Genomic DNA, 24,763 nt, shown 5'->3' with positions numbered 1-24,763 from the left:
GGTCGCGGCTGGTCGAGGGCAGTCTACCGACGCCGGTGGCCCCCACCATCGCAAAGCGCCGTGATCGCGGACACGAGCGGCCCCCGGCGGCGCCGCCCCGGCACGGCGGGACGGTCGGCCGGGCCGACCGCACCGTTCGGTCCACAACGGACTCGCGGCGCGAACCGCAGGGGGCGCAAGGCACACGCCCCCCGCGGCGCGACTACGTGATCGCCGACCAGCCCGTGACGCCGTCCGGCCACTCGAACGCCGCCAGGGCCTCCTCGTTCGCCGGATCGGGGGCGTCGACCTCGCGCAGGAACAGCGCGTCGCCGCCGACCGCCAGCCCGAGGCCGCCCGCCGAGCTGGGCACCTCGACCGCGCCGGGCAGGCCGAACACGCCGTCGGACAGCCGGTCGGCGACCCACGGCAGGCCGAGGCCGCCCGGCCACTCCAGCCACCACTGCTCGCCCTGCGACCACGAGCGCAGCCAGGGTGCCCTGGCGAACAGGGCCACGCGGCGCAGCAGGGCGCTGCCGATGCCCGAGGGACCGGGCGTGCGGCCGTGCTCGGCCAGGTGCGCCCGCTCCGGCCCGGTCAGGTCGCCCTCGGCGAACGTGGAGGTGAGACCGCGGTCGGCCAGCAGCCTGCGCACGTAGGCCATCGCGGTGTCCCAGGCGGTCGTGTCGACGCCCGCGAGGACGATCCGGGCGTCCGGGTCGTCCAGCACGTGCAGCTCGACCGCGCGGGGGTGCCTGCGGACGCGGACGCCCGCCAGGCCCGCCACCCACGTCTCCTCCAGCCGGGGCAGGAGTTCGTAGAGCAGCGGACCGAGCGCGTGGTCCGCCAGGTGCACGCGCGGCACGGCGAAGGGCTCCACCGCGCGGAACGCGTGCGCCGGGCGCAGCATGCTCGCCGGAGGGCGGAGCTGCAAGTGGGCCGCCGCGTCGGAGGCGACGCGCAGCAGCGCGGACTCCAGTTCCCGCTGCGCCCGCGACAGCGCGCCGGGCAGCAGTTCCAGGCTCAGCCGCTCCGGCAGCGCGCCCCGGCCGCGCAGGGCGTCCACGACGAGGTCGCGGTCGTCCGCGGTGAACGCCGAGAGCGCGGCCTTGACCGCGGGCACCGCCTGGGTGAGGTTCTCGCCGGTGTACACCCGGCGGAGGTCGACCAGCTGGTCGGTGAGGGACGTGCGTGACACGGTGGGCTCCCGCTCGCACCGCCCGGCTCGGCGAAGTAGGACGCGCGCACTCGTGCGTCGGTCTGGTGGTCAGGTGTTGCTCGATGAGCAGGGGTACCTCTACCCCGCGGCGGATCTGCCACCCGGTTGCCGGGGAGTGGCTCCAGCCTCACGTCTGCTCACGCACGCCGGTGACCACCATACCTCCGGCCGCACCCGTTCCTCCGCGAATTCGGCGAACGGGTGCGGCCGGACCGGTTCGGCGGACGGGCGGGAGGTGGCGGAGGAGCGCCTGCGCGCCGCCGGGCGGTGCGCGGTCGAGGGGTGGGACGCCCCGGAGCAGCCAGGGCTCGACCCCCGTCCGGCTGCGGTCCGGACGGGCGCTGATCGGCCGAGGCCTCGACGTGGAGGTGTCGAGGCACCCGCTCGGACGGGCCCGAGCACCGGGGCCGCCGCACGCGCGTTGCCCCGCTGAGCGGCGCTGCTTACCGTCGGGTCCATGGTCACCGGAGCCCGCCGCCTGCTCGAAGTGCTCGCCTCGCACGGCGTGGAGGTGGTGTTCGGCCTGCCGGGGGTGCACAACCTGGCCGTCTGGGAGGCGCTGCGCGACTCCGGCATCCGGATGATCGGTGTCCGGCACGAGCAGACGGCCGCGTACGCGGCGGACGGCTACGCGCGGGCCACCGGACGCCTCGGGGTGGCGGTCGTGACGACCGGGCCCGGCGCGGCGAACACGCTGGGCGCCGTCGGGGAGGCGATGGCGTCCGGGTCGCCGGTGCTGGTCGTCGCCACGGACATCCCGTCCACGCTGCGGGTTCCGGGCGTGCACCGCGGCGTGCTGCACGAGACCCGCGACCAGGCCGGGATGTTCCGGCCGGTGGTCAAGGACGCGTGGACCGTGCCGGACGCCGGTTCGCTCGCCGCCTCCGCCCACCGGGCCGTGCGGACGGCGCTGTCCGGCGCGCAGGGGCCGGTGTACCTGGGGATCCCCGCGGACCTCCTCGTCGCCCCGGCCGCTCCCGCCGCCGCCGAGCCCGCCGCGGAGTCCCCCGTGCCGGACCTGTCCGAGGCGCTGGAGCTGATCGCCGGTGCCCGGCGGCCGGTGATCTGGGCCGGTGGCGGCGCGGCCCGCTCCGGCGCCGACGTCGGGGAGCTGGCCTCGCGGATCGGGGCGCCGGTGCTGACCACGTTCGGGGCGCGCGGCCTGCTGCCGCTCGACCACCCGTGCGCGGTGCACGGGCCCGTCCACGTGCCCGAGGTCGGCGCGCTGTGGGACGCCGCGGACCTGGTGGTCGCCGTGGGAACGGACTTCGACGGGATGTCGACGCAGAACTGGGCGCTGCCGCCGCCCCCTCGGCTGCTGGCCGTCAACGTGGACGCCGACGAGGCCTCGAAGAACTACCCGGCGGACGCGGTGCTGGTCGGTGACGCCCGGCGGGTGGTGTCGGCGCTGGTCTCGGCGCTGCCGCCCGCTCCGCCGCCGGTGGACCTGGTGAGCGGGGTCAACGCGGCGGTGCGGCGGACCGTGGCGGACGAGTCGCCGGAGGCCGCGTACCTGTTGGCGGCGCTGGAGGGCGTGTCGGCGACGCTGGTGGCGGACATGTGCGTGGCCGGGTACTGGGTGGGCGGGTTCCACCGGGTGCCGAGGCCCCGCGGGCTGGCCTACCCGGTGGGGTGGGGGACGCTGGGGTTCGGGTTCCCGGCCGCGGTGGGCGCCTCGGTCGTCGGGCGGGCCGTGGCGGTCTGCGGGGACGGCGGGTTCCTGTTCGCCTGCGGGGACCTCGCCACGGTGGCGCAGGAGGGGCTGCCGGTGACCGCGGTGGTCGTGGACGACGGCGGGTACGGGATGTTGCGCTACGACCAGGAGGTCGCCGGGCACCCGGCCACCGGGGTGGACCTGCGCACGCCGGACTTCGTGGCGCTCGCGGAGAGCTTCGGGGTGCCCGCGGTGGCCGTGGACGGGTTCGGGTCGGTCTTCGGGGCCCGGTTGGCCGAGTTCGTCGCGGCGGAGGGGCCCAACGTGCTGGTGGTCCGCTCGCGGCTCACACCGCCGCCGACCACCTCGCCGCGGTGGTACCGGCGGGGCTAGGGTGTCGAACATGGGTTCGAACGTGCCGGAACGCCGCTGGCCGCGGACGTACGCGACGGACGAGTTGCGGTTGCAGTGGGAGTTCCTGGACTTCCTGCGGCTGACGGCCGTCGCGAAGGTCGCCGGGTTGAGCAGGGACCTGGGGGCCGCCGCCCCGCTGCCCACGTCGCCCGTGGTGACCGCCATGGGGGTGCTGAAGCACCTGACGGCGGTGGAGCGGTACTGGATGTCCATCGTGGGCGGTGGGGTCGACCTGCCCTCGCTGTGGGGCGTCGACGCCGACGCCTCGTGGGCGTTCGGGGCCGGGGAGACCCCCGAGACGGTGACCGCGGAGTACCAGGCCGAGTGGGAGCTGTCCGGGCGGGCGCTGGCCGGGCTCGGGCCGGACGAGCCGACCCGGTTGCCGGACGACAAGACCGTGCGGTGGGTGATGGTGCACGTGATCCAGGAGACGGCTCGGCACGTCGGGCACCTGGACTTCCTGCGGGAGCTGGCCGACGGGGTCAAGGGGGAGTAGCCGGGGTCGCCTCGACGGCGGTCCTCGGGCGCGCCCGCTCGAAAACCCGCGGTTTCGCCCCGCGGGGGCTTGGCAGCGCCGCGGCGCGCACTGCACGCTGGGGCTCATGCCACCTGGACGCGCCTACGCCCCCACCGGACCGCTCGTGGACGACGGGGTGACCGGGGTCCGGTCGGCGCGGCGGGCGGTTCCGGGTGGACACCGTCGAGAGGGGGGTCGGCCGTGACTCCCGACTCCGCCGAGGTCGTCGTGGTCGGCGGTGGGGTGATGGGCGTCAGCATCGCCTTCCACCTCGCCGAGGCCGGTGTGCGCGACGTCGTGCTGGTGGAGCGCGACGAACTCGGGTCGGGGTCCACCAGCAAGGCCGCGGGCGGGGTGCGGGCGCAGTTCTCCGACGAGGTCAACATCAGGCTGGGGGCGCGCAGCCTGGAGGCGTTCGCGCGGTTCGGCGACCGGCCGGGGCAGGAGATCGACCTGCACCGGACCGGGTACCTGTTCCTGCTGTCGGACCCGGACGCGGTGGCGGCGTTCGAGCGGAACGTGGTGCTCCAGAACGGCCTGGGCGTGCCGAGCCGGATGCTGGAGGTGGCCGAGGCGAAGGCGATGTCGCCGCTGATCTCCACCGACGGGCTGCTGGCCGCCACCTACTCCCCCGACGACGGGCACTGCACGCCGGAGTCGGTCGTGCTCGGGTACGCGACGGCCGCGCGGCGGCTCGGGGCGGTGCTGCGCACGCGCACGGAGGTGCTGGACATCGAGTCGGACGCAGGCGGGATCACCGCCGTCGTCACGAACCGCGGGACCATCCGGACGTCGACCGTGGTGTGCGCCGCGGGCGCGTGGTCGCGGCGGATCGGCGGGCTCGTGGGCGTCGACCTGCCGGTCACGCCGCTGCGGCGGCAGGTCGTGTGCACCGAGCCGATCCCCGACCTGGCCCCGGTCGTGCCGTTCACCATCGACTTCGCGTCGTCGTTCTACTTCCACCGCGAGGGCCGCGGGCTGCTGATGGGCATGTCGGACCCCGAGCAGGAGCCCGGTTTCCACCTGGACCGGTCCGACGAGTGGTTGCCCCGGCTGGGCGAGGCGATCGGGGTGCGCGCGCCGGGCCTGCTGGACGTCGGGGTCGCGAGCGGCTGGGCCGGGCTCTACGAGGTGACGCCGGACCACAACGCGCTGATCGGGGAGGCACCGGGCCGGTTCCTCTACGCCACGGGGTTCTCCGGGCACGGGTTCCTCCAGGGTCCCGCGGTGGGCGAGGTGGTGCGCGACCTGTACCTCGGGCGCGAGCCGGAGATCGACGTGTCTACCTTGGACGCGAACCGGTTCGCCGCGAACGCCCACCGGCCCGAGCTCAACACCGTCTGAGGGACCCGATGACCGACGTGCTGCACCTCATGGACGAGTGGGGACCCGAGAAGGTCGTCGTGGTGTCCGACCGCCGTTCCGGGATGAAGGGCGTGCTGGTCATCGACAACACGGCGCGCGGCACGGGCAAGGGCGGCACCCGGATGGGGCCGGACGTGACGACCGGCGAGGTGGCCCGGCTGGCGCGGGTGATGACGTGGAAGTGGGCGGCGGTCGACCTGTTCTTCGGCGGCGCCAAGGCCGGCATCGTGTTCGACCCCGCGTCACCGGGCAAGGAGAGGGCGCTGCGGGCGTTCGCCCGCGCGCTGTCCAACGAGGTCCCCGGCGAGTACGTGCTGGGCCTGGACGTCGGTCTCGACGAGCGGGACGCGGCGATCGTGCAGGACGAGCTGGGCGACCGGGGCGCGATGATGGGCGCACCCGCCGCGCTGGGCGGCCTGCCGTACGACGAGCTGGGCGTGACCGGTTTCGGGGTCGCCGAGGTGGCCGACGAGCTGTCGGAGTCGGTGGGCGGCAAGCGGATCGCCATCCAGGGGTTCGGGGCCGTCGGCGCCGCGGCGGCGAAGCGGTTCGCCGAGCTGGGTGCCTCGGTGGTGGCGGTGTCGTCGGTGCACGGCGCCCTGCACGACCCCGACGGCCTGGACGTGCCGCGCCTGCTGGCGCTGCGGGAGAGCCACGGGGACGCGGCGGTCGCCGAGTACGGGCGGGTGCTGCCGCTGGGCAAGGAGCTGCTGGCACCGTGCGACGTGCTGGTGCCCGCCGCGACGCAGGACGTGATCGACAAGGACTGGGCGGGCCGGATCAACGCCGCGATGGTGGTGGAGGGCGCGAACCTGCCGACCACCGCCGCCGCGCAGGAGGTGCTGGCGGCGCGCGGGATCACCGTCGTGCCGGACTTCATCGCCAACGCGGGCGGGATCATCGCCGCCGCGTTCGGGGTGGACGCGCGCTGCTCGCCGTCCCCGGTGGCGCCGTCGACCGTGATGACCGCCGTGTCGTCGAAGCTGCGGGCGAACGCCGCGCTCGTGGTGCGCGAGTCGGCCCGGCTCGGGGTGACCACGCACGACGCCGCCCGCGCGCTGGCGCAGGACCGGGTGCTGGCCGCGATGCGGCTCAAGGGGCAGGTGCCGTGAGCGCGCTCGGCGGGCTGGTCGTCGCGGACTTCGGCCGGGTGCTGGCCGCGCCCTACGCCACGATGCTGCTCGCCGACCTCGGCGCCGAGGTGGTCAAGGTCGAGCACCCGCGCGGCGACGAGACCCGCGCCTGGGGCCCGCCGCACGCTGACGGCGTGGCCACGTACTTCCTGTCGGTGAACCGGAACAAGACGTCGACGGTGCTGGACCTCTCCACCGCGGAAGGGCGGTCGGCGGCGCGGGAGCTGGTGCTCGGCGCGGACGTCGTGGTGGAGAACTTCCGGCCGGGCACGATGGCCGGTTTCGGACTGTCCTACGAGGACCTGCGGACCGTCCACCCCGGACTCGTGTACTGCTCGGTCACCGGCTTCGGCTCGGGCGGGGGCCGCCACCTGCCCGGCTACGACCTGCTCGTGCAGGCCGTCGGCGGGCTGATGAGCGTGACCGGCTCCCGGCCGGGCGAGCCGGTGAAGACCGGGGTGGCGCTGGTGGACGTGCTGACCGGGATGCACGCGGCGGTGGGGATCCTGGCCGCGCTGCGGCACCGCGACGCCACCGGCGAGGGCCAGCTGGTCGAGGTGGACCTGCTGTCCGTGCTGCTGTCGTCGATGGTCAACCAGAGCACCGGGTACACGGCGGCGGGCGTCGTGCCGGGGATCATGGGCAACCGGCACCCGTCGATCGCGCCGTACGAGCTGGTGGAGACCGCGGACCGGCCGGTGGTGCTGGCCGTGGGCAACGACCGGCAGTTCGCCGGGCTCTGCTCGGCGCTGGACGTGCCGGACCTGGCGACCGACCCGCGGTTCGCCGCGAACGCCGACCGGGTGGCGCACGTGGACGAGCTGATGGCCCTGCTGGGGCCGCGGCTCCGCACGGGCACGGCCCGGCACTGGTTCGACGCGCTCACCCCGCTGGGCGTCCCCTGCGGCCCCGTGAACGACCTCGCGGGGGCGTTCGAGCTGGCCGGCGACCTCGGGCTGGAGCCGGTGGTGTCCCTGGACGGGCTCGACCTGGTGGCGAACCCGATCAGGATGTCCCGCACGCCCGCGACCTACCGCCTCCCGCCGCCCCCGCTGGGGTAGTGCCCCCTGCCGAGCGGGGGTGCGCGGGCAGCGGCTCTAGACGTCGTCCTCGTCCTCCTCGTCGTCGTCCAGCGGCGCGTACACCGCGGCCGCCGCCTCGGGCACCACCTCGGCGGTCAGCGCGTCCTCCAGGCAGCCCGCCGCCCGCGGCGCGCGCGGCAGCGACGCGCCCCGCCCGTCGCCCGCCATCCCCTGGGCGATGGCCGACGTCGCCCTGCCCACGATGGCCGCGACGTCGCTGCGGTTCACCAGCCCGTGCTTGAGCGTCACGTCGAGCACGCCGCGGGCGTCCTCCAGCTCCGCCTGCTGCTGCTTGAGCACCAGTTGGAGGAGGTCGGCCGCCTTGCCGGGGTCCTGCGCGAGCGTGATGGCGATCAGGCTCTCGGGGTTCTGCCCGACGCCGCTGAACATGGCCATGCGCTGCCGGTCCAGTTCGAGCTGGTGCGAGTGCCGCATCGCCTCGATCTGCATCTCGTGCTCGTTCTTCATCTCGGCGAGCCGTTCCTCGGCCGTCTGCTCGATCGCCGAGTGCCGCAGCGCGTCCTTCTTCACCTCGTGCGACCGCACGCCCTCCGTGCGCCGCCGGATGTAGTTGATGGTGCTCGCGTCGAGGGTGAGGGCGGTGGTGCAGCTGAGCACGCTGACGCCCTGCCGCAGCCCCTGCCGGGCGCGACCGCCGGTGAACGCGTGCGTCATGGCCCGCTCGGCCGCCGTCCCGTCCTCGATCGGGTAGGTGACGCTGATGTCCCGCAGCACCCGCTCGACGTGCGGTCGCAGCACCGGCCCCGCGTCGACCAGGTTGGTCTTCGCCGCCTCGACGGGGTCGGTGATCCGCCAGGTCACCGTCACCTTCGCGGCGAAGCAGGACGCCTGGTCCAGGCTGGGCAGCGTGAGCTGGAGGTCGAGGCAGAACACCGAGGTGTTGACCAGGAACAGCGCCTTGTAGCCCGCGCCCCCGCCGAGCGGCAGCTGCTCGGTCAGGTGGTGGTACTGGCCGTAGCGGTCGAGGAAGACGGTCGCGCGGTCGTGGCTGGGGACCGGGCGGTTCTTGAACATCAGCTCGCCGACCTTGATCTCCACGCGGGTGAGCAGCGGCGGGTCGGGCTGGACGGGGTTCCTGGCGATCATGCGGGGACCTCCTCGCGGTCGAGTGCGGCGAGCAGCGCGCTCGCGGCTTCGGTCGGGCCGCGCCGGGCGCGCGCCCATTCGGTCAGGTACAGCCGCAGGGTGGCCGGGCCGCCGGTGGCCCTGGCGACGTCGGCGAGCAGCGCGCCGAGCGGTTCGCGCTGGGCGGGGTCGCGCTCGGCGGTCTTGACCCACTGGTGGACGACCCGGTAGGCCTCGCCCATGAAGTAGGGCGCTTCCAGCACCCGCGCGACGAGCGACACCACGGCCTCCCGCCTGGTGGTCCGGCGCGTTCCCACGACCACCCCCCGCGCGGGGTGACGCGTCCGGCGGTCCAGGTCGGCGACCCACAGCAGTCCGGGCCACGGGTCGGTGCTGCCGTCCTCGGACACCTGGAGGTAGACGACCAGTTGCAGCACGCAGTTCAGCGCGGTGTTGCGCAGGTCGGCCTTCTTCGACCTGCTCCACGACAGCAGGGCGCCGAGCACCGGGTCGAGCCGGTCGGGTTCCAGCGACAGGTTCGTGACCGAGTCGGCGACCGCGATGATCATGCGCGGTTCGTCGGTGTCGGCCGCCCTCCGCAGCCGCTTGAGGACCTGCGCGGTCGTCATGATCGGCAGGACGCCCATCGCGGCGACGGCCGCGACCCGCCTCCCGGTCGCCGCGCTCCCCTTGAGCCACTGGTCGATCATGCGGTTGATCAGCGGCTGGAGTTCGGGTTGCAGCGCGGGGAGCCGCAGCGCGCCGATCACGGCCTGGCGCTCCCAGTAGTCGTTCTCCTCGGCCCACGGTTCGATCACGTGCCTGCGGGCGTGGTCGAACTCCGACAGGCTCAGCAGCCCGACCGCGACCCCCGCGCGGATGCGGACGTGCCGGTCCGGCGAGCTGCCGAGGTCGCGCAGCCAGTCGCGCACGACGCCGTGGGCCTCGGTGTACTCGCGCCAGACGTGTTCGAGCACCTTGCGCGGGCGGTGCGGGTCGAGGTAGCGGGCGACCTCCGCGGCCAGCGTCCCGAGGTCGCTGTCGTCGACGGCCAGGGTGATCTCGGCCTCCATCCGCTCGACGAGGTTGGCCGTGCGCACCGCGAACACCGAGCGGGTGCGGTCGCGCAGGTCGGGGACCTCGGCCTCCTGGATCGCCCTGGCGAGCATCGTCCCCGCCTCGGCGACGGTGGCGAGCGGCATCCCGTCCAGCACGGCGAGCGCGACGGCGAAGGCGCGGTACTCGTTGTCCGGCAGGGAGTCGAACCACTCGCGGAACGCCGACTCGGCGCCGCGGGCGTAGCGGAGGCGGACGTCGTCGACGCCCGCCTCCCCCAGCACGACCGCGCAGAGGCCGCGGCCGAAGTCCGCCAGGTCGCCCGCGCGCAGCGTGCGGCCGACGACCTCCTCGACCAGCTCGGTGAACTCGGGGAAGTCGACCAGGTCCTGCCGGGGTCGGCCCGCGGCCACGAGCCCGGCCTGGAAGTGGCTCAGCACCAGCGTCCGGTCGTCCGACCGCTGCGCGCCGTCCACGACGTAGGCGGTCAGCTCCCGTTCCCGCAGCGGAGCGTCCGCGCCGAGGAGGACGAGCATCCGCGCCCCGGCCTCGGTGAGCCTGCGCCGCCACTGGTCGAGCGAGAACTCCCGCAGCGACGCCGCCTGGTCGAACTCCAGCGTCTCCAGCAGGTAGCCGCGGTCGGCCTCCAGGTCCACCGGGGCGGCGGGCGAGCGCAGGTCGGTGTCCGGGCTGAGCTTGTCCACGCCCTGCGCGCACTCCAGGCCCAGGAGGTTCAGCGCGGTGGCCGTGCGACCCCAGCCCGACGGCGCGCGGAGCAGGACCAGCCGCTGGTCGCGCAGCCGGTCGCGCAGCTCGCGGTAGTTCGCGGGTTCGACGAACGTCACCGCCGCCGCCCGCAGCGCCTCCGCGGGGATCGGCCCGGTGGGCACCGATCCGTGGTGGAACCCGGTCGTGCGGGGGAGGCCGGCGTCGACGAGGCCGATCGTGTTGGCCACGAAGACGTTGCCGACACCGCCCCGGACGCCCAGCAGCGAGGCGATGGCGTTCTCCATCGCGCGGGCGTCCTGGTGGAGCTTGCGCGCGTTGGTCGCGTCCGAGGCGGTGTCCTTCGCGCTCGGCCCCTCCGGCTCGGGCGCGGCGGCGTCCGGCTTCGCCTTCTCCCCGTCCTCGGGCGCCTGCTTCGCCGAGTCGTCGGAGCCGGTGCCGGCGCCCGCCTCCGGCTGCTCCGCGGCCTCCTCGTCGCTCACGACGCGGGCCCGAGGCCGACGCGGGCGTCGACGGTGCCGATCGTGTCGGCGGTGAAGACGTTGCCCCTGGCCTTGATGGAGATCGACTTGGCGGGGGGCGCCTCCACCCGCACCGGCTCCGCGGCGGGCGCGCCCGTCGCGACGGGCGGGGTCGCGTAGCCGGGGACGCGGATCCACATCCGGCGGCCGTCGTCGAGCAGGTCGCGGTAGGTCTCCGGCTGGAGCGCGGCGTAGCCGGGCCGCACCACCGTCTGGTGGACGGCGTCCGACAGGACCACGATCGACTGCGCCCGCGGCGCGGCGCGCAGGACCGCCTTGACCCCGGCCCCGTTGACGATGCGGAACGCGGTCGTCAGCGCGTCGCCGACCCAGCCGTGCGGGTCGCGCGCGACCAGTCCGAAGTGGACCCCCAGGCGCAGCCTCATCCACTCCGGCGGGTCGACGGTGGCGTTGTGCCGCCAGAGCGCCTGCACGAGGTCGCCGACCAGCGGGTCCAGCACCGGCAGCACGTCCGAGTCGAACACCGCCAGCACGCCGTCGCCCAGGTCGTCGACCCGGTGCGGCGGCATCGTCCTCAGCGCACCCCCCAGCACCCCGTACAGGGCCGCGCGCAGCGCCGCCTTCCGCGGATCGGTGCGCTCGCTGGACTTCTCTATGTCCACGACCAGGATCGCCCGGTTTCTCGTCCCGAGGTCCACGACGTTCTCCCTCCACTGGTTCTCATGGCAGTCGTCCCCGCCCGCAGACCGAGTCCAGGACGGCCGTGATGCCGTGGGACACGACGGAGTCGCGCACCATCCGGTACCCGGCGCCGTACACGGGGTCGGGGTTGTCCAGCGCCGATCGGCGCAGCGCGGCGGCGAACCCGGTCGGCCTCCGCTTGAGCCAGGCGCCGGAGAACAGCTCGCACACGCCCTCCTCCACCTGCGGCGACAGGTCGGGCGCGCCGCGCTGGGCGAGCCACGCGTGCCCGATCTCGTGCACGACCACGGCCCCGAAGTGGGTCTCGGTGAGCCCGCGCGCGATCTCGATGCCGAGCACGTCCGTCACCGAGGTCTCCACCCACGTGCGCTGGAGGGTCCGCCCCAGGCAGAGCGCGCCGCTGTCGTCGACGAGCCCGTCGGGGTCGACCAGGGTGACCCGCACCCGCTGGGCGAGTGCGATGCCGAGCGCCGCCATCTCCCCGCGCAGCAGCGGGATGTGCTTCCTGGCCTCGTCCAGGGTGTCGACCGCCTGGCGGGCGCAGGTCGGGCAGCGCGCGGTCGTGGCGGTGAACCGCGACCACCCGCGCCGCCCGTCGGGCCCCGGTCGTCCGCAGAGCGCGCAGGTGCCGTCCGCCGGGTGCCGGACGCAGGTCTTCTCGCCGTGCAGCGACACGACGTAGCGGTCGGTGGGCGGTGTCCCGCACACCACGCAGGTGCTGTCGGCCATGTCAGGTCACCCGAACCCATCGCCTCGTCCGCGCGTCCCGCCTCCACCCGGACGTGCTCATCCGGGCGGTGGCCGTCCGCGCGGCGGGTACGGCCGACCCGGCCAGCACCGCGTCGAAGTAGCGGCCCCAGGTCTGCGCCGTCGTGCGTCCACCCGGATCGGGGCGCAGCGCGGCGCGCAGCAGCGCGGGCCCCTCCCCCGGCAGCACCCCGTCGAGCCTGCTCGGGTCGCGCGCGACCGACGCGAACCCGCCGGGGCTCAGGCAGCGGAGCACGAACAGGCCGAACTTGTAGAGGTCGCTCGCCTGGCTGAGCACGGGCTCCGGCGGGTCCCAGTCGGGGGCGTTGAGCTGGCGCACCACGGCCGCGGCCCCCTTGATCCGGATGCCGTCGCAGTCGACCAGCATCACGCACGGCCGCTCGTCGAGCCGGAAGACGGCGTTCTTGGGGTTGAGGTCGCCGATCACCAGGCCGTTGCGGTGCAGCAGGTGCACCGCGCTGGCGAAGTCGCGGCACACGAGGACCCGCTGCGCGGTGCTCGGAGCGGGCATCCCCAGGCGCGCCGCCCGGCTCGGCTCGACGAACAGGTGCTGGACCTCGCGCAGCGTGCGGGTCCGCTTCCCGCTCGGCTTCACCCTGTCCTGGAAGTAGCCCTCGGGGATGAGCCGCAGGAGGACGCCCCGCACCTCGCCGTCCTGCTCGACGGTGCGGACCGGCCACGCGGTGGCGGCGTCGATCCGCCGCCGCACGGCCTCGTCCACGCGCAGCCTGCGCGACACCACCGCGGCCAGCCCGTGCGGTGGCGCCTGCCCGGCCCGGTACTCCTTGTACACCAGCGGTCCTGGCACGTCCGGGAGCGAGGCGTTCGGCGCGCGGTAGACCTTCGCCTGCCCGCCCGCGCCGAGCAGCTCGCCGAGCGCGCCGATCTCGTCCAGACCGATGACGTGGGCGCTCATGCCGTCGCGACCGGCCAGAACCCGACGGCGGTGCGGTCGTCGTCGAAGCTCCGGCGCGCGAACCCGACGTGGGCGGCGAACTCCAGCCCGGACGCGGGCGGCGTCGCCCAGACCCCGCTCAGGAACCGCCCGACGTCGCCGGTGCCGTCCGCGAGCGGGTCGCCGATGCCGTCGGTCATCAGCACCAGCACCTCGCCGGGGGCGACGGTCGTCCTGACCGGCACGGGCTCGGTGCTCGACAGCAGCGGGAGCGCGTGCACGGACGACGAGTGCAGGACCGCGCCGTCGTTCTTCACGGGGTGCTGCGGTTCCCAGCGGCCACCCGCGCGCAGCACCCACGCCGACGAGTCGCCCACCGAGAGCACGTGCACCTCGTGCGCCCCGTCCACCGGGGCCAGGTCGACCACCGCGTAGAGCACCGTGGACGCCAGGTGGTCGGCGATCTCCCGGACGGTGGCGCTGTCCGCGGTCGGCATCCCCCGCGCGGCCAGCAGCCTGCGCCCCCGCGCCTCGACAGCGCCCGCGAACCGGCGGACGAGCTCCGCCCACCGCAGGTCGGCCGGTCGGGTCGAGGCCAGCTCGTTCGCCAGCACCTCCGTGCCCCGGCGCGCCAGGAGGGCCGCGGCCCGGTGGGAGTACCTGCCCGACGACACCCCGTCGGCCACCGCGAGGACGAGGTGCCTGCCGTCCGGGGTGCGCCGGAAGCCGTACTCGTCCTGCCGCACGGTGCCGTACGCGCGGTGCGCCAGGCCGCGCACGCTGGCCGCGCGCACCTCGCCCACGCGCCCGCGGGCGCCGTCGAGCAGAGCCACGCCGTCGAGGACGGTGTCCCTGCGGTCCCAGGCGTCCTCGTCGGGGATCGGCACGGTCCTGGACGCGGCCCGGCCTGGATCGCCCACGACGAAGGGCTCGACCCGTCCTCGCCACGGCACCGTCCGCTCCGGTTCGGGCAGCGGCGGGCGGACCTCGTCCGCACGTGCTCCGGTCGTCGTGTCCATCAGACGAAGTCGTCCGAGGAGTGCGCGGCGATGCCCGACGGCAGGTCCTGCTTCTGCGGCAGCACGAGGCCCGAGCTGCCCTGCGTCAGGCTCTGGCCCGACGCGAGCATGCTGGAGATGAGGATCTCCGCGATGGCGGCGATGGCGTGGGCCGGGTTCTGGCCGTTCTCCATCAGGTACATCTGCATCGCCTTGGGCCCCGAGGCCGGGTGGATGAGGCTCGCCAGGGTCTTCGGGTTCGCGTCGTCGACCCCGCACGGCACGAAGTTCGGGTAGATCGGGAAGTTCTCGGTCAGGTCGCGGAACGCGTCCTGCCACTCCGTGCCGCGGTCGGTGGGGTCGCCGTCGCTGATGAAGAACACGGCGGGCCGGTGCACCTGGAAGCCGTCGGCCTTGAGCTGCTTGACGTTGCTCTCGATCTCCGAGCGCAGCAGCCGGAACGCCGCCGCGTAGGACGTCGCGCCCCGCACGGTCAGCGAGGGCAGGGTGACGTTCTCGTCGAGCAGGTCGCACAGCGGCAGGCGCACGGTCGCGTCGGTGCCGAAGTCGATGAGTCCGAAGCGGACCTTGTCCGACAGGATCGGCGCGTCGGCCAGCGCGTCGACGACCGCGGGCATGATCTCGTTGGCCTGTTCGAGCTTCGCACCGGTCATCGACACCGAGACGTCGATCACCAGGTAGAAGGGCAGGAGCTTGGCGTTGTCGCTCGCCATCGGGGTTCTCCGTTCAGGGGGTGGGGGTGGTGGACGGCGTGCCGTTGGCGCGCGTGCCGTTGGCGCGGGGGAGCTTGGCCGTGCGGATCGGCTTGGTGAGGCGGTCGTCGACGGCGTTCGCCAGGCTCGTCTTCGGGATGCGCACCGTGAGGGGGTCGCTGCCGCCCGCCCTCTTCGGCTTCGGGACGCCCACCGGGGGGAACCGCGCCGTGTGCCGGTCGTCGGCTCCCGCGTTGGCGTTGTACCAGCGGTTCAGCTCCTCGTCGGTGCGCCGCTGCGCGACGGTCGCCCAGACGTCGACGGCCTTCTTGGCGAGGTCGGCCTGCTTGCCCGCGACCAGCTGCGCGGTCTGAGCGTGCGCCTGCGTCTGGGCGTCGAGCTGCTGGCGCTCCATCGCGAGCTTCTGGTCGGCGCGGTCCACCTCAAGGTCGCGGTCCCGGTCGGCCCACAGCCGGTCGTTGGCGTCCGTGCCGTCGTCGGTGCGCTTGACCATCCGGTCGTAGAGCGTCTCCGGCCCGAACCCGGCCATCAGCTTCACCACCACCGGGAGCAGCTCGATGCACAGGAACAGCAGGAACAGCGCGGTGTGCGCCCGGCCGCCGCTGGGGCTGCCCTCGGTGATCCGGTCCAGCGCCTCCAACCGGGCCAGCAGGCCGGTGTCGGCCGCCGTGGCCGTGCTGCCGCGCTTCTCCAGGTCCGCGCGGTCCTCGCGCAGCCGTTCGAGGTCGCCCTGGAGTTCCGGCAGCCGCTTCCTGGCGTTGTCGGTCTCGGTGGAGGCGCCGTCCTGGAGGCGCTTGGTGACCTTCGCCGTGGCCTCGTCGAGCGCGGTCTGCGCCTTGTCGCGGGTCGACCTCGCCTCGTCGGCGGCCCGCTTCTTCTGCTGGTAGGACTCGCCGTCTCCGGGGACGTTGGTGCCGCAGGCGCCGTCGAACTCGCACTGCGCCAACCGGTTGGCCTCCTGGTAGGCCTTCTCCGCCGTGTCGAGCCCCGCCTTCGCGGCCTTCACGTCCGGGTCGTCGGAGATCGTCGTGGTGGACTTGCCGGACAGGACGTCGAGCAGCTCGCGCTCCTCGCCCTCCAGTTCGGTGATCTTGGCGAACGCGTCGGCGACCTTGCCCTGGTTCTGCTTCGTCGTCTCGGCCTGCATCGCGATCAGCTCGCTGTTGATCTCCGGCTCGAAGATCCTCAGCACCAGCGGCATCGAGATGATCGTCCCGATCACCACCGCGAGCGCGACCCGCGGGATCGCGGCGAACAGGTTGAGCAGCCAGCCGTTGCTCCGCGTCATCGTGACGACGAGCATCCGGTCCAGGTTGAAGATGACCACGCCCCAGACCAGGCCCGCGAGCACCGCCGCGTAGGCGGGCAGCTCCAGCACCGAGTAGAGCGCGAAGAACGCCGAGACGGCGGCGACGCCGGAGGTGCTGAGCAGGACACCGCCCATCGCGGCGTGCTTGTTGACGTCGCCCGGCGCCTTCTCCAGGATCGACACCCTCGCGCCGGACAACCTCGCCAGCCACATCGAGAAGCTCATCGGCCCGCCCCCTCACCCTCGTGGAACCAGGGGTCGAACCCCGGTGATTCGGTCAACATCGCTCGCAGGTCGAACGGGAACCCGGCCGTGGGAGCCGGGACGGAGGGCAGCGGCGGTCTTCGCCCGCCCGTCGTGAACGCCTCCGGCGCCATCGCCCGCACGTCGACCGCGGGCAGCGGCGGCAGCTCGGCGCGCGGCGGTCCGGCCTGCCCGAGCAGCGGCCACGCCACCTGCGGCACCGGCACCGGCAGCGGGTGGATCCGGGGCGGGGCCACCGCGGTCAGCGGCCCGAGCCGCCGGTGGTCGGTCCCGAGGTTGTTGACCGCGCGGACGTCGACCCAGCCGGACTCGGCCACCGCGACCGACGTCCGGCCCCGGCCCGGTGCGCCGTCGACCCGCGACGTGACCGCGCCGGCGGTGACCTCGACCTCGACCGCGTCCCGCGCCTCCCACTCGACCACGACCGACTGCCCGGCCAGGACTACCGCACGGTCGAGCCGGACCTCGCCCAACCGCGGCGGGACCAGGCTCTCGCCCAGCAGCAGCCGCAGGCGCGCCTCCCACTCCCGCGCCGTCGGCCGGTCCGCGGGCACGGGGCCCAGCGCCCGCCGGAGCATCGCGAGCCCCTCCGGGTCGAGGCAGGTCGCCGCCGCGGCCGGATCGGTGTTGACCGACGAGTACGCGCCGGGCGTGAGGCAGCGCAGGATGAACAGCCCGAGCTTGTAGTGGTCGGTCGCCCGGCTCAGCGCGCCGCCCTCCGGCGGCAGCCAGTCGGGGAAGTTGAGCTGCTTGACCCGCGCGACGACGCCGGTGGGCCGCACGGCGTCGCAGTCGAGGAACAGCACCATCGGTTCGGCGTCGAGCCGGTAGACCGCGTTCTTCGGGTTGACGTCGCCGACCACGATCTTCAGCTCGTGGTGCAGGAACGCCAGTCCGCCCGCGAAGTCCCGGCAGATCCGCAGCCGCTGCTCGTCGGTCGGCACCGGCCGTCCGAGACGAAGGGCGCGGTCCGGCGCGACGAACAGGTTCTGCACCTCGCGCAGCGATTTTTTCACGCCCGCGTTGCGCGTGACCAGGTCGAAGTACGGTTCGGGAATGAGCGGCATGACAATGCCGACGGCGTGGCCGTTCTCCTCCACGACCCGCACCGGCCACGCGGTCACGGCGTCCAGTTTCGCGCGCGTCGCGTCGTCCAGGGCGTTTCGCGAGGCGACCACCCGGTGCAGGCTCTGCGGCGACTCGTGGGGCTTCTGATAACGCTTGTAGACGAGCGGTCCACGGACGTCCGGATAGGTGAGGTCGGGTAGCGCGAAAACCGTCGCCTCCCCGCCCTTTCCCAGCTGAACTCCAAGTTTTCCCAGGTCGGCAGGCGCGACGGACATGGCTGTGCCCGACGAGGTTTTCCCCACGATGACCTCTCCTCGACAATGATGGAATTCAGCCTTGGACAATCCACGAAGGCGACCGCAGTTTTCGGGTTACCGATCGGTCATTGCTCGACGCATGCGCCGGGTGCCTCTTCGCGAGATCAATCGAACGACCATCGATGTTCGTTACCGCCACCCAGGGGACTTCTCGACGGATATTCGCCCCATTCGGCCGACGGCACCGCACGCTCGGTGACCGCGTTGATGACCGACCGCACTTCCGAATCGCACCGGAACAACGGCCACAAGCCCGTTTTCGTCGAAGAACGCCATTCGGTTACACCTCTTCGACAACGATCAGGCCACAACCAACCGAATGCGACGACCACCTACGGTGATCGCGAATGACGGTGCGTCAACAGAATTCCACTCGCAATGGACTGCCTATTCACCGGGAAAACCGCATTTCCGCGCGGGAGCGGTCCCCACCCGGTCCGCGGGAACGAGGACCGACCCCGGCGTCCCCGCGTGCACTTCTAGCCCGATCGGGTGAGGCGATTCGGCCGTGGGAAGCACTCCGGTGCTGGTTTGATTCCGCCATGGTCAAGCGTTCACTGCCGGTCGTCCTGCTGCTGGTCCTGTTCTCCACCCCCGCCCACGCGGTGACGGGCGTGGACTTCACCGGCACCGTGGCGCTGAGCGGCTGCTCGGGAGCGGTGGTGCGGACGCCGACGGCGAGGCCCACCGACGCGGCGCTGGTCATGTCCAACGGGCACTGCGTGAAGCTCATGGCGGCGGGCGAGGTGATCACGGAGCAGGCGAGCGACCGGACGTTCACGCTGCTCGACTCCACCGGCGGGTCGACGCTCGGCACGCTGCGCGCGACGTCGGTCGCCTACGCCACGATGACGACCACCGACGTGGCGTTCTACCGCCTCGACCAGACCTACGCGCAGGTGGAGGCGCTGGGGACCAGGGCGCTGGAGCTGTCGCCGAGGCGTCCGGTGGCGGGAGCGGACATCAGGGTCGTGTCCGGGTACTGGAAGCGGCTGTACTCGTGCGAGCTGGACGGGTTCGCCCACGAGCTGCGCGAGGGCGCGTGGACGTGGCGCGACTCGATCCGCTACACCGCGTCGTGCGACACCATCGGCGGCACGTCCGGCTCGCCGGTCATCGACGCCGCGAGCGGCGAGGTGGTCGGCGTCAACAACACGGTGAACGAGAACGGCAAGCGCTGCACGCAGAACAACCCGTGCGAGGTCGACGAGGCGGGCGCGGTCACCGTGCGGCGCGGCGCGGCGTACGGCCAGCAGACCCACCTCGCGGTGGCGTGCATCGGCGCGGACAGCGCGTTCACGCTGTCCGCGCCGGGCTGCGGCCTGCCCAAGCCCGCCGCCCTGGTCCTGCTGGGCTAGTAGCGGTAGGTGTTGAGGGTGTCGACCGCCGCCCTCGGGTTGCCGAGGTGGTAGTGGTCGACGGCGAGGAACGTCGGCTTCTTGCGGGCGGCGGGCTCGCAGAAGCGCTGCGCGCGGTTGGCGAGCTTGGTGTTGTCGTCGGTGACCGTGCCGGTCATCGGGACGTCCCGGAAGTGGTTCATCACGAACAGCCTGCGGAAGCCGCCCTCGGTGCGCGACAGCGGGACGTCGTTCCAGCGGCTGTAGCAGGACCAGTCCGACGCGCCGACGCCGCCGCCCATCGACCAGTGGTTCTCCACGGTCCAGTCCCGCTGGTACTGCACGCCGGAGCTCTCCCTGCCGTCGGCGACGTGGTCGGTGAAGATCAGCAGGCGCTGGTTCCGCGAGCGGAGGTCGGCCATCGTCGGCCAGCCGTTCTGCCGCACCCCGGTCCGGTCCGGCCGGTACAGCACGTCCTGCAAGCCGTTGACCCGCGCCAGCTCGGCGCGCAGCACGTCGGCGGAGACGTAGTCCTCCAGGAAGACCGTGACGAACTCGTTCCGGTTGGCGCCCAGGAAGTCCACGATCCGCTGGAGGTCGACCCGCAGCGCGACCGGCTTGCTGACCAGGTTGCAGCTGTTGTGGCACAGGATCGCGCCGTCGGGGGTCTGGTGGACGTCCATCATGAACCCGCGCACGCCGTCGGCGAGCTGCTGGGTGATCCCGCGCGCCTGGTTGGGGAACAGGTTCACGAACGGGGGCGCGAACCCGCCGTCCACGCCGTTCGCGTAGGCGTTGTGCGACGTCAGGAACGTGACCTGGTCGAGCGTCCGCTCACCGTCCGGCAGCGCGGGCAGGCGGTTCGGCGTCACGGGCGTCAGGTACCACTGGTCGCCGCCCGCGCCGATCGCCAACGGGGTGGCGGGCTTGAGGTAGCGGTCCGCGCCGGGCACCTTGAACCGCAGCAGGTCGCCCTCGGAGCTGATGTCCCACCGGGTGTCCGCGCTGTCGCACGCCTGCATCGCGGCCCGGTCGCCGGACCGGCCGAGGCACCGGCCGCCCTCTTCCAGGCGTCCGTCGGAGCGGAGGTTCCACTGCTGGTGGTCCTCGTCGCCCTTCGGCCGGTGCTGGTCGACGGTGTCGCCGGTGACCGCCGCGTTCAGGCCCGTGGCGACGCTCTGGAGGTAGAACCGGCCCGGCGCGGGGACGTCGGCCCTGGCGGTCGGCACGACCAGCCCGGCCAGCAGGGCTGCGACGACGGCGGAGCGGATGACGCGCATCAAGAGTCCTCTCGGATCCTCCGCGGCGGGCGGGTTCGCACAGGATCACGCACGAGCGACGGATGCGAAAGTGTTTCATTAAATGTTCATGCTCGGCCGGGACGTACGATCGACGGATGACGAACGAGCCGTGGGGCGACCGGGAGACCATCCGCGAGGTGCTCGCGAAGTGCGGCACCTGGGCCGTCGTCGGGCTGGGCGACAACCCGGCGCGCGCGGCCTACGGGGTGGCGAAGTTCCTCCAGCAGCACGGGAAGCGGATCGTGCCGGTGCACCCGAGCGCGGCCACCGTGCACGGCGAGCGGGGTTACGCGTCGCTCGCCGACATCCCGTTCCCGGTGGACTGCGTGGACGTGTTCCGCCGTTCGGCCGACGCGGGCGCGGTCGCCGACGAGGCCGTCGCGATCGGCGCGAAGGCCGTGTGGTTCCAGCTCGACGTGGTCGACGAGCAGGCGTTCGACCGGACCCGCGCCGCGGGGCTGTCCGTGGTGATGGACCGCTGCCCCGCCATCGAGTGGGCGGCCAACGGGCCGCGCTAGCGCTTGCGGGCCGTCACCTCGATCTCGACGCGCATCCGCGGGTCGGCGAGCCCGACGGCCATCATCGTGGCCGCCGGGCGGACGTCGGCGAAGGTCCGGCGCAGCACCGGCCAGCACGGCTCGAAGTCGGCCGGGTCGGGGAACAGGTAGCGGACCCGGACGACGTCGGCGAACCCGCAGCCCGCCTCGGCGAGCGCCGCGCCGACGTTCGCCAGGCACTGCTCGGCCTGCTCCACCACGTCGTCGGCGATCGTCATGGTGGCGTAGTCGAACCCGGTCGTGCCCGACACGAACACCCAGTCACCGTCCACGACGGCGCGCGCGTACCCGATCCGCTCCTCGAACGTGGACCCGGACAGGATGGTTCGACGGTCGCCCATGCGGGCCAGCGTAACTAGCGGGTGATGTGCCACAGCACCACGTTGTGCACGTGGTGGGCCTTGTCCGAGCCGCGGAACTCGATCTCGTGCACGTGGGTGCCCGCCGTGACGGCGATGGCGGACGTGCTGAAGAAGCTGCCGCCCCAGCTCTTGTTCGACACCACGGCGACGCTGCTGATCTTCGAGTACGGCACCGACACCAGCGCGGTCTTCTTGCCGATGAACGATTTGTCCTGGATGACGACCCGCAGGTCGGTGATGCCGATGAACCCGGTCCCCGCGCCGATGGCGTCGTAGACCGCGATCACCCGTTCGCCGTCGAGCAGACCGCTCACGATCTGCTCGTACTGCTCGCGCCGGTCGAAGACAGGACCGTTCTTCGCCATCGAACCCCCTCGCTCGGTGAACCTCCACCGTATCCGCCCGGCGCGGCGGTGGGTCGGATCACCGAAGTCCGCCGCGGTCCTCGTTGACACTTCCACGACCTGACGCGAGCATTCGTGCATGCCGTCCGCGACCCTCAACGGGATCACCGTCAACTACCAGGTCACCGGAGACGGCGCCGACCTGGCCGTGCTGGTCATGGGCACCGGGAGCCCCGGCGGTGTCTGGCGGGCGCACCAGGTGCCCGCGCTGGTCGACGCGGGCTACCGGGTCGTGACGTTCGACAACCGCGGCATCCCCCCGACCGACGAGTGCGCGGGCGGGTTCACCGTCGACGACATGGTGGGCGACACCGCGGCGCTGATCGAGCACCTCGGCGGCGGGCCCGCCAGGGTCGCGGGCACGTCGCTCGGCGCGCGCGTGGTGCAGGAACTCGCGCTGGCCCGGCCGGACCTGGTGTCGCACGCCGCGCTGCTGGCCACCTACGGCCGTCCCGACCCGGTGCGCACCACGCTGTCGCTGGGCGAGCGGGAACTGCACGACTCCGGCGTGAAGCTGCCCGACAGGTTCCACGCGGCGTTCAGCGCGCTGCGCTACCTGTCCCCCGCGACGCTGGCCGACCCCGTGACGGCGAAGGACTGGCTGGAGCTGTTCGAGTACGGCGGTTCGTCCGTCGGCGCAGGCGTGCGGGCGCAGATGGCGCTCAACGACTTCACCGACCGGCTGGCCGACTACCGCCGGATCACCGTGCCCTGCCTCGTGGTCGGGTTCACCGACGACCGCACGCTGCCCCCGCACCTGGCCCGCGAGGTCGCCGACGTCATCCCCGGCGCGCGGTACGCCGAGGTGGCCGACGCGGGCCACCTCGGCTACCTGGAGAAGCCCGCCGAGGTCAACCGGCTGCTGGTGGACTTCTTCGCGTCCTAGCCGCCCACGTGGATGCCGGGGCGGCGGGCGGGGTCCTCGTCGCTCTGGCGCAGCACCTCGCGCACGACCGGCGCGGTGTCGCCGCGGCCCAGGATGAGGTAGCGGAACAGGTGGCCGAGCGGGCTGCCCTCCGACCACTCGAAGTAGCAGTGCGGCCGCACGCCCGTCGCGTCCCGCAGCGACAGCAGGATCGCCGCGATGGCGTTCGGCGCGGCCGGGCTCTTCGCGCGCAGGATCCGGTGCCCGCCGACCTCGACGCCGCGCACCCGCAGGACCTCGCTGAACTCCGACGGGTCGTCCACCTCGATCTCCAGGAACAGCACGTCCGCCCGGCCCGGCACCGGGTTCATCGACCGCTGCTCGGTCTCCTTCGCGTCGTACTCCGCCTCGTCGCCCGCCTGCCTGCGGTTCGCGATCAGGTTCAGGGCGCCGTCGAACGCGATCGAGTCGGTGACGAACCGGCGCGCGGCCTCGTCGAACTCCAGCCGGTCGACCCGCAGCTCCGTCGTGCGCGACACCCGCGACACCAGTGACACCACCACGATGCCGAGGACGAACACCCCGGAGATCGCGATGCCGTCCGGCTTCTCGCGGACGTTCTCCACCAGCGCGTAGAGCAGCACGAGCGTGAGCACGGCGAACCCGGCGGTGGCCCGCTTCTGCCCGCGCCGCAGGGCGGAGATGGTCACGGCGACCGCGCCGGACACCATCATCGCCAGGATGCCCGTCGCGTACGCGCCCGCCTGGGCGTTGACGTCCGCGCCGAACCCGACGGTGATCAGCACGCTGATCACCGTGTACACCAGCACGACCGGCCGGACGGCCCGGCCCCAGTCCGGCGCCATGCCGTAGGACGGCAGGTAGCGCGGAACGATGTTGATCAGGCCCGCCATCGCCGACGCGCCCGCGAACCACAGGATCAGGATGCTGCTGACGTCGTAGAGCGTGCCGAACGCGGTGCCGAACTCCCGGTGCGCCAGGTAGGCGAGCGCGCGGCCGTTCGCCTCGCCGCCCTCCTGGAACGCCTCGGCGGGCACGAGCACGGTGGTGATGAAGCTGGTCGACAGCAGGTAGACGGACATGATCAGCGCGGCGACCGTGAGCAGCTTGCGGGTGTTGCGGACGCGGCTCTCCAGCCGTTCCCCGGCGGTCTTCCCGTCGGCGGCGACCAGCGGCATCATGCTGACGCCGGTCTCGAACCCGGAGAGTCCCAGCACCAGCAGGGGGAACGCGAGGATCGCGGGTCCGACGACGTCGCCGGGACCACCGCCCGCGGTGAGCGCGTCGAGCCAGCGGCGCACCGCCTCCGGGGAGTCGACGACGTCGACCACGCCCGCGACGACCACGACGGCGTTCAGCAGCAGGAACAGGCCCACCAGCGGGATGGCGACGCTGACGGCCTCGCTGAAGCCGAGCAGGAACACCCCGCCGAGGACGAGCAGCAGCACCACCGTGATCAGCACCGCGTGCCCGTGCAGGAAACCGGGCAGGAACGGGTTCTCCAGCACGTGGACCGTCGCGTCGGCGGAGGACAGGGTGATGGTGATGATCCACGACGTCGCCACGAAACCCAGCAGCACCAGCACGAAGACCTTGCCCCGCCAGAACGGCAGCAGGTTCTCCAGCATCGCGACGGACCCCTGGCCGTGCGGGCTCTCCCTCGCCACGCGGCGGTACATCGGGAGCATCCCCAGCAGCGTCAGCGCCACGATCAGCAGCGTCGCCAGCGGTGACAGCGCGCCCGCGGCGAGCGCCGCGATGCCGGGCAGGTACGACAGCGTCGAGAAGTAGTCGACCCCCGTCAGGCACATGACCTTCCACCACGGCTGCGGCGTCGCGTGCGACTCGTCGCTCTCCGGCCCGACCGGCTGCACCCGGTTCGCCAGCAGCCACCGCGCCACCGCGCCGCCGGGCGGCTTCGGCCGCACCGGCGAGTCGACGCTCTCGGGGACGACGAGTTCAGGCGTGGTGCTCATGGGTCTCCTGCCACCTGACCGGACCGCGACCACGCCAGGATGCCCGACGCCCCGGAACACCGCTGCTCAGCCCCCTTGTGCGACCGGTTCGTCCCACTGATCCGGTGAACCGCGACGAGTCCGCTTCTTCCGGATTGGCGTGGAGCCGCTGCCCGAGGTGCTGGAGTCGGTC

The 24,763-nt window shown here is 73.2% G+C and carries 22 protein-coding genes; 8 read left to right on the top strand and 14 right to left on the bottom strand.

All coding sequences use genetic code 11. The features are described 5' to 3' along the window. Positions 1-202: 202 nt before the first annotated feature. Complete coding sequence (locus AC156L_RS36475; RefSeq protein ID WP_330878065.1) at positions 203-1,177, bottom strand: hypothetical protein; 975 nt, start codon at positions 1,175-1,177, stop codon at positions 203-205. A 478-nt stretch (positions 1,178-1,655) separates the two neighbouring features. Here AC156L_RS36475 and AC156L_RS36470 point away from each other — a divergent pair, with 478 nt between their 5' ends. The 5 genes from AC156L_RS36470 (at position 1,656) to AC156L_RS36450 (ending at position 7,342) form a co-directional block, all read left to right on the top strand. Beyond that, positions 1,656-3,245 (top strand): thiamine pyrophosphate-binding protein, encoded by a 1,590-nt coding sequence (locus AC156L_RS36470; RefSeq protein ID WP_330878064.1) that lies wholly within the window; start codon positions 1,656-1,658, stop codon positions 3,243-3,245. A gap of 1 nt (position 3,246) precedes the next feature. Next, the gene (locus AC156L_RS36465; RefSeq protein WP_414719978.1) at positions 3,247-3,762 is read left to right on the top strand and encodes a DinB family protein; all 516 of its coding nucleotides are present in this window, start codon (positions 3,247-3,249) and stop codon (positions 3,760-3,762) included. 222 nt (positions 3,763-3,984) lie between these two features. Continuing rightward, entirely contained in the window at positions 3,985-5,127 is a 1,143-nt protein-coding gene (locus AC156L_RS36460) for an NAD(P)/FAD-dependent oxidoreductase (RefSeq protein ID WP_330878062.1), read from the top strand. Positions 5,128-5,135: 8 nt separating this feature from the next. After that, complete coding sequence (locus AC156L_RS36455; RefSeq protein WP_330878061.1) at positions 5,136-6,260, top strand: Glu/Leu/Phe/Val family dehydrogenase; 1,125 nt, start codon at positions 5,136-5,138, stop codon at positions 6,258-6,260. Further along, positions 6,257-7,342, top strand: coding sequence for a CaiB/BaiF CoA transferase family protein (locus tag AC156L_RS36450; protein ID WP_330878060.1), 1,086 nt, complete (start codon positions 6,257-6,259; stop codon positions 7,340-7,342). Before AC156L_RS36455 ends, AC156L_RS36450 begins: the two co-directional genes overlap by 4 nt. 36 nt (positions 7,343-7,378) lie before the next feature. Here AC156L_RS36450 and AC156L_RS36445 read toward each other — a convergent pair whose 3' ends face one another. Genes AC156L_RS36445 through AC156L_RS36405 form a run of 9 tightly spaced genes read right to left on the bottom strand, consistent with a single transcriptional unit; the run spans position 7,379 to position 17,561 of the window. Next, positions 7,379-8,470, bottom strand: a complete 1,092-nt coding sequence (locus AC156L_RS36445) for a hypothetical protein (protein WP_330878059.1) — start codon at positions 8,468-8,470, stop codon at positions 7,379-7,381. Beyond that, entirely contained in the window at positions 8,467-10,713 is a 2,247-nt protein-coding gene (locus tag AC156L_RS36440) for a hypothetical protein (protein WP_330878058.1), read from the bottom strand. Before AC156L_RS36440 ends, AC156L_RS36445 begins: the two co-directional genes overlap by 4 nt. After that, positions 10,710-11,411, bottom strand: a complete 702-nt coding sequence (locus AC156L_RS36435) for a nucleotidyl cyclase domain-containing protein (RefSeq protein ID WP_330878057.1) — start codon at positions 11,409-11,411, stop codon at positions 10,710-10,712. Before AC156L_RS36435 ends, AC156L_RS36440 begins: the two co-directional genes overlap by 4 nt. A 22-nt stretch (positions 11,412-11,433) precedes the next feature. Continuing rightward, a complete protein-coding gene (locus AC156L_RS36430; RefSeq protein WP_330878056.1) occupies positions 11,434-12,144 on the bottom strand; it encodes a protein DA1 in 711 nt (236 codons plus the stop codon). Position 12,145: 1 nt separating this feature from the next. After that, positions 12,146-13,099 (bottom strand): hypothetical protein, encoded by a 954-nt coding sequence (locus AC156L_RS36425; protein WP_330878055.1) that lies wholly within the window; start codon positions 13,097-13,099, stop codon positions 12,146-12,148. Then, on the bottom strand, positions 13,096-14,097 hold the full coding sequence (locus AC156L_RS36420) for a protein phosphatase 2C domain-containing protein (RefSeq protein WP_330878054.1): 1,002 nt from the start codon (positions 14,095-14,097) through the stop codon (positions 13,096-13,098). Before AC156L_RS36420 ends, AC156L_RS36425 begins: the two co-directional genes overlap by 4 nt. After that, positions 14,097-14,810, bottom strand: coding sequence for a vWA domain-containing protein (locus tag AC156L_RS36415; RefSeq protein ID WP_330878053.1), 714 nt, complete (start codon positions 14,808-14,810; stop codon positions 14,097-14,099). Before AC156L_RS36415 ends, AC156L_RS36420 begins: the two co-directional genes overlap by 1 nt. 13 nt (positions 14,811-14,823) lie before the next feature. Continuing rightward, on the bottom strand, positions 14,824-16,344 hold the full coding sequence (locus tag AC156L_RS36410) for a DUF4407 domain-containing protein (protein ID WP_330878052.1): 1,521 nt from the start codon (positions 16,342-16,344) through the stop codon (positions 14,824-14,826). Then, positions 16,341-17,561 carry a serine/threonine-protein kinase gene (locus tag AC156L_RS36405; protein ID WP_330878051.1) on the bottom strand — a complete coding sequence of 407 codons (1,221 nt, stop codon included), beginning with the start codon at positions 17,559-17,561 and terminating at the stop codon, positions 16,341-16,343. The genes AC156L_RS36410 and AC156L_RS36405 overlap by 4 nt, the downstream gene beginning before the upstream one ends. Positions 17,562-18,310: 749 nt before the next feature. On the opposite strand from AC156L_RS36405, the gene AC156L_RS36400 reads away from it, so the two are divergent. Continuing rightward, the gene (locus AC156L_RS36400; RefSeq protein ID WP_330878050.1) at positions 18,311-19,126 is read left to right on the top strand and encodes a S1 family peptidase; all 816 of its coding nucleotides are present in this window, start codon (positions 18,311-18,313) and stop codon (positions 19,124-19,126) included. Here AC156L_RS36400 and AC156L_RS36395 read toward each other — a convergent pair. Then, positions 19,123-20,385 (bottom strand): phosphoinositide-specific phospholipase C-related protein, encoded by a 1,263-nt coding sequence (locus AC156L_RS36395; RefSeq protein WP_330878049.1) that lies wholly within the window; start codon positions 20,383-20,385, stop codon positions 19,123-19,125. The genes AC156L_RS36400 and AC156L_RS36395 overlap by 4 nt on opposite strands. A gap of 116 nt (positions 20,386-20,501) precedes the next feature. Here AC156L_RS36395 and AC156L_RS36390 point away from each other — a divergent pair, with 116 nt between their 5' ends. Further along, positions 20,502-20,924, top strand: a complete 423-nt coding sequence (locus AC156L_RS36390; RefSeq protein WP_330878048.1) for a CoA-binding protein — start codon at positions 20,502-20,504, stop codon at positions 20,922-20,924. Here AC156L_RS36390 and AC156L_RS36385 read toward each other — a convergent pair. Together AC156L_RS36385 and AC156L_RS36380 are read right to left on the bottom strand one after the other, a co-directional pair. Beyond that, on the bottom strand, positions 20,921-21,304 hold the full coding sequence (locus tag AC156L_RS36385) for a RidA family protein (protein ID WP_330878047.1): 384 nt from the start codon (positions 21,302-21,304) through the stop codon (positions 20,921-20,923). The genes AC156L_RS36390 and AC156L_RS36385 overlap by 4 nt on opposite strands. A 14-nt stretch (positions 21,305-21,318) precedes the next feature. Beyond that, positions 21,319-21,690 carry a PH domain-containing protein gene (locus tag AC156L_RS36380; protein WP_330878046.1) on the bottom strand — a complete coding sequence of 124 codons (372 nt, stop codon included), beginning with the start codon at positions 21,688-21,690 and terminating at the stop codon, positions 21,319-21,321. Positions 21,691-21,808: 118 nt separating this feature from the next. Here AC156L_RS36380 and AC156L_RS36375 point away from each other — a divergent pair, with 118 nt between their 5' ends. After that, the gene (locus AC156L_RS36375) at positions 21,809-22,615 is read left to right on the top strand and encodes an alpha/beta fold hydrolase (RefSeq protein WP_330878045.1); all 807 of its coding nucleotides are present in this window, start codon (positions 21,809-21,811) and stop codon (positions 22,613-22,615) included. Here the strand turns inward: AC156L_RS36375 and AC156L_RS36370 are convergent. Further along, a complete protein-coding gene (locus AC156L_RS36370; protein ID WP_330878044.1) occupies positions 22,612-24,591 on the bottom strand; it encodes an amino acid transporter in 1,980 nt (659 codons plus the stop codon). The two genes, AC156L_RS36375 and AC156L_RS36370, sit on opposite strands and share 4 nt — an antisense overlap. Positions 24,592-24,763 lie beyond the last annotated feature (172 nt).

This window comes from Umezawaea sp. (genome assembly GCF_057122925.1).
The sequence above is the reverse complement of the archived record's forward strand: the minus strand, read 5'-3'. Positions and strand labels throughout refer to the sequence as shown.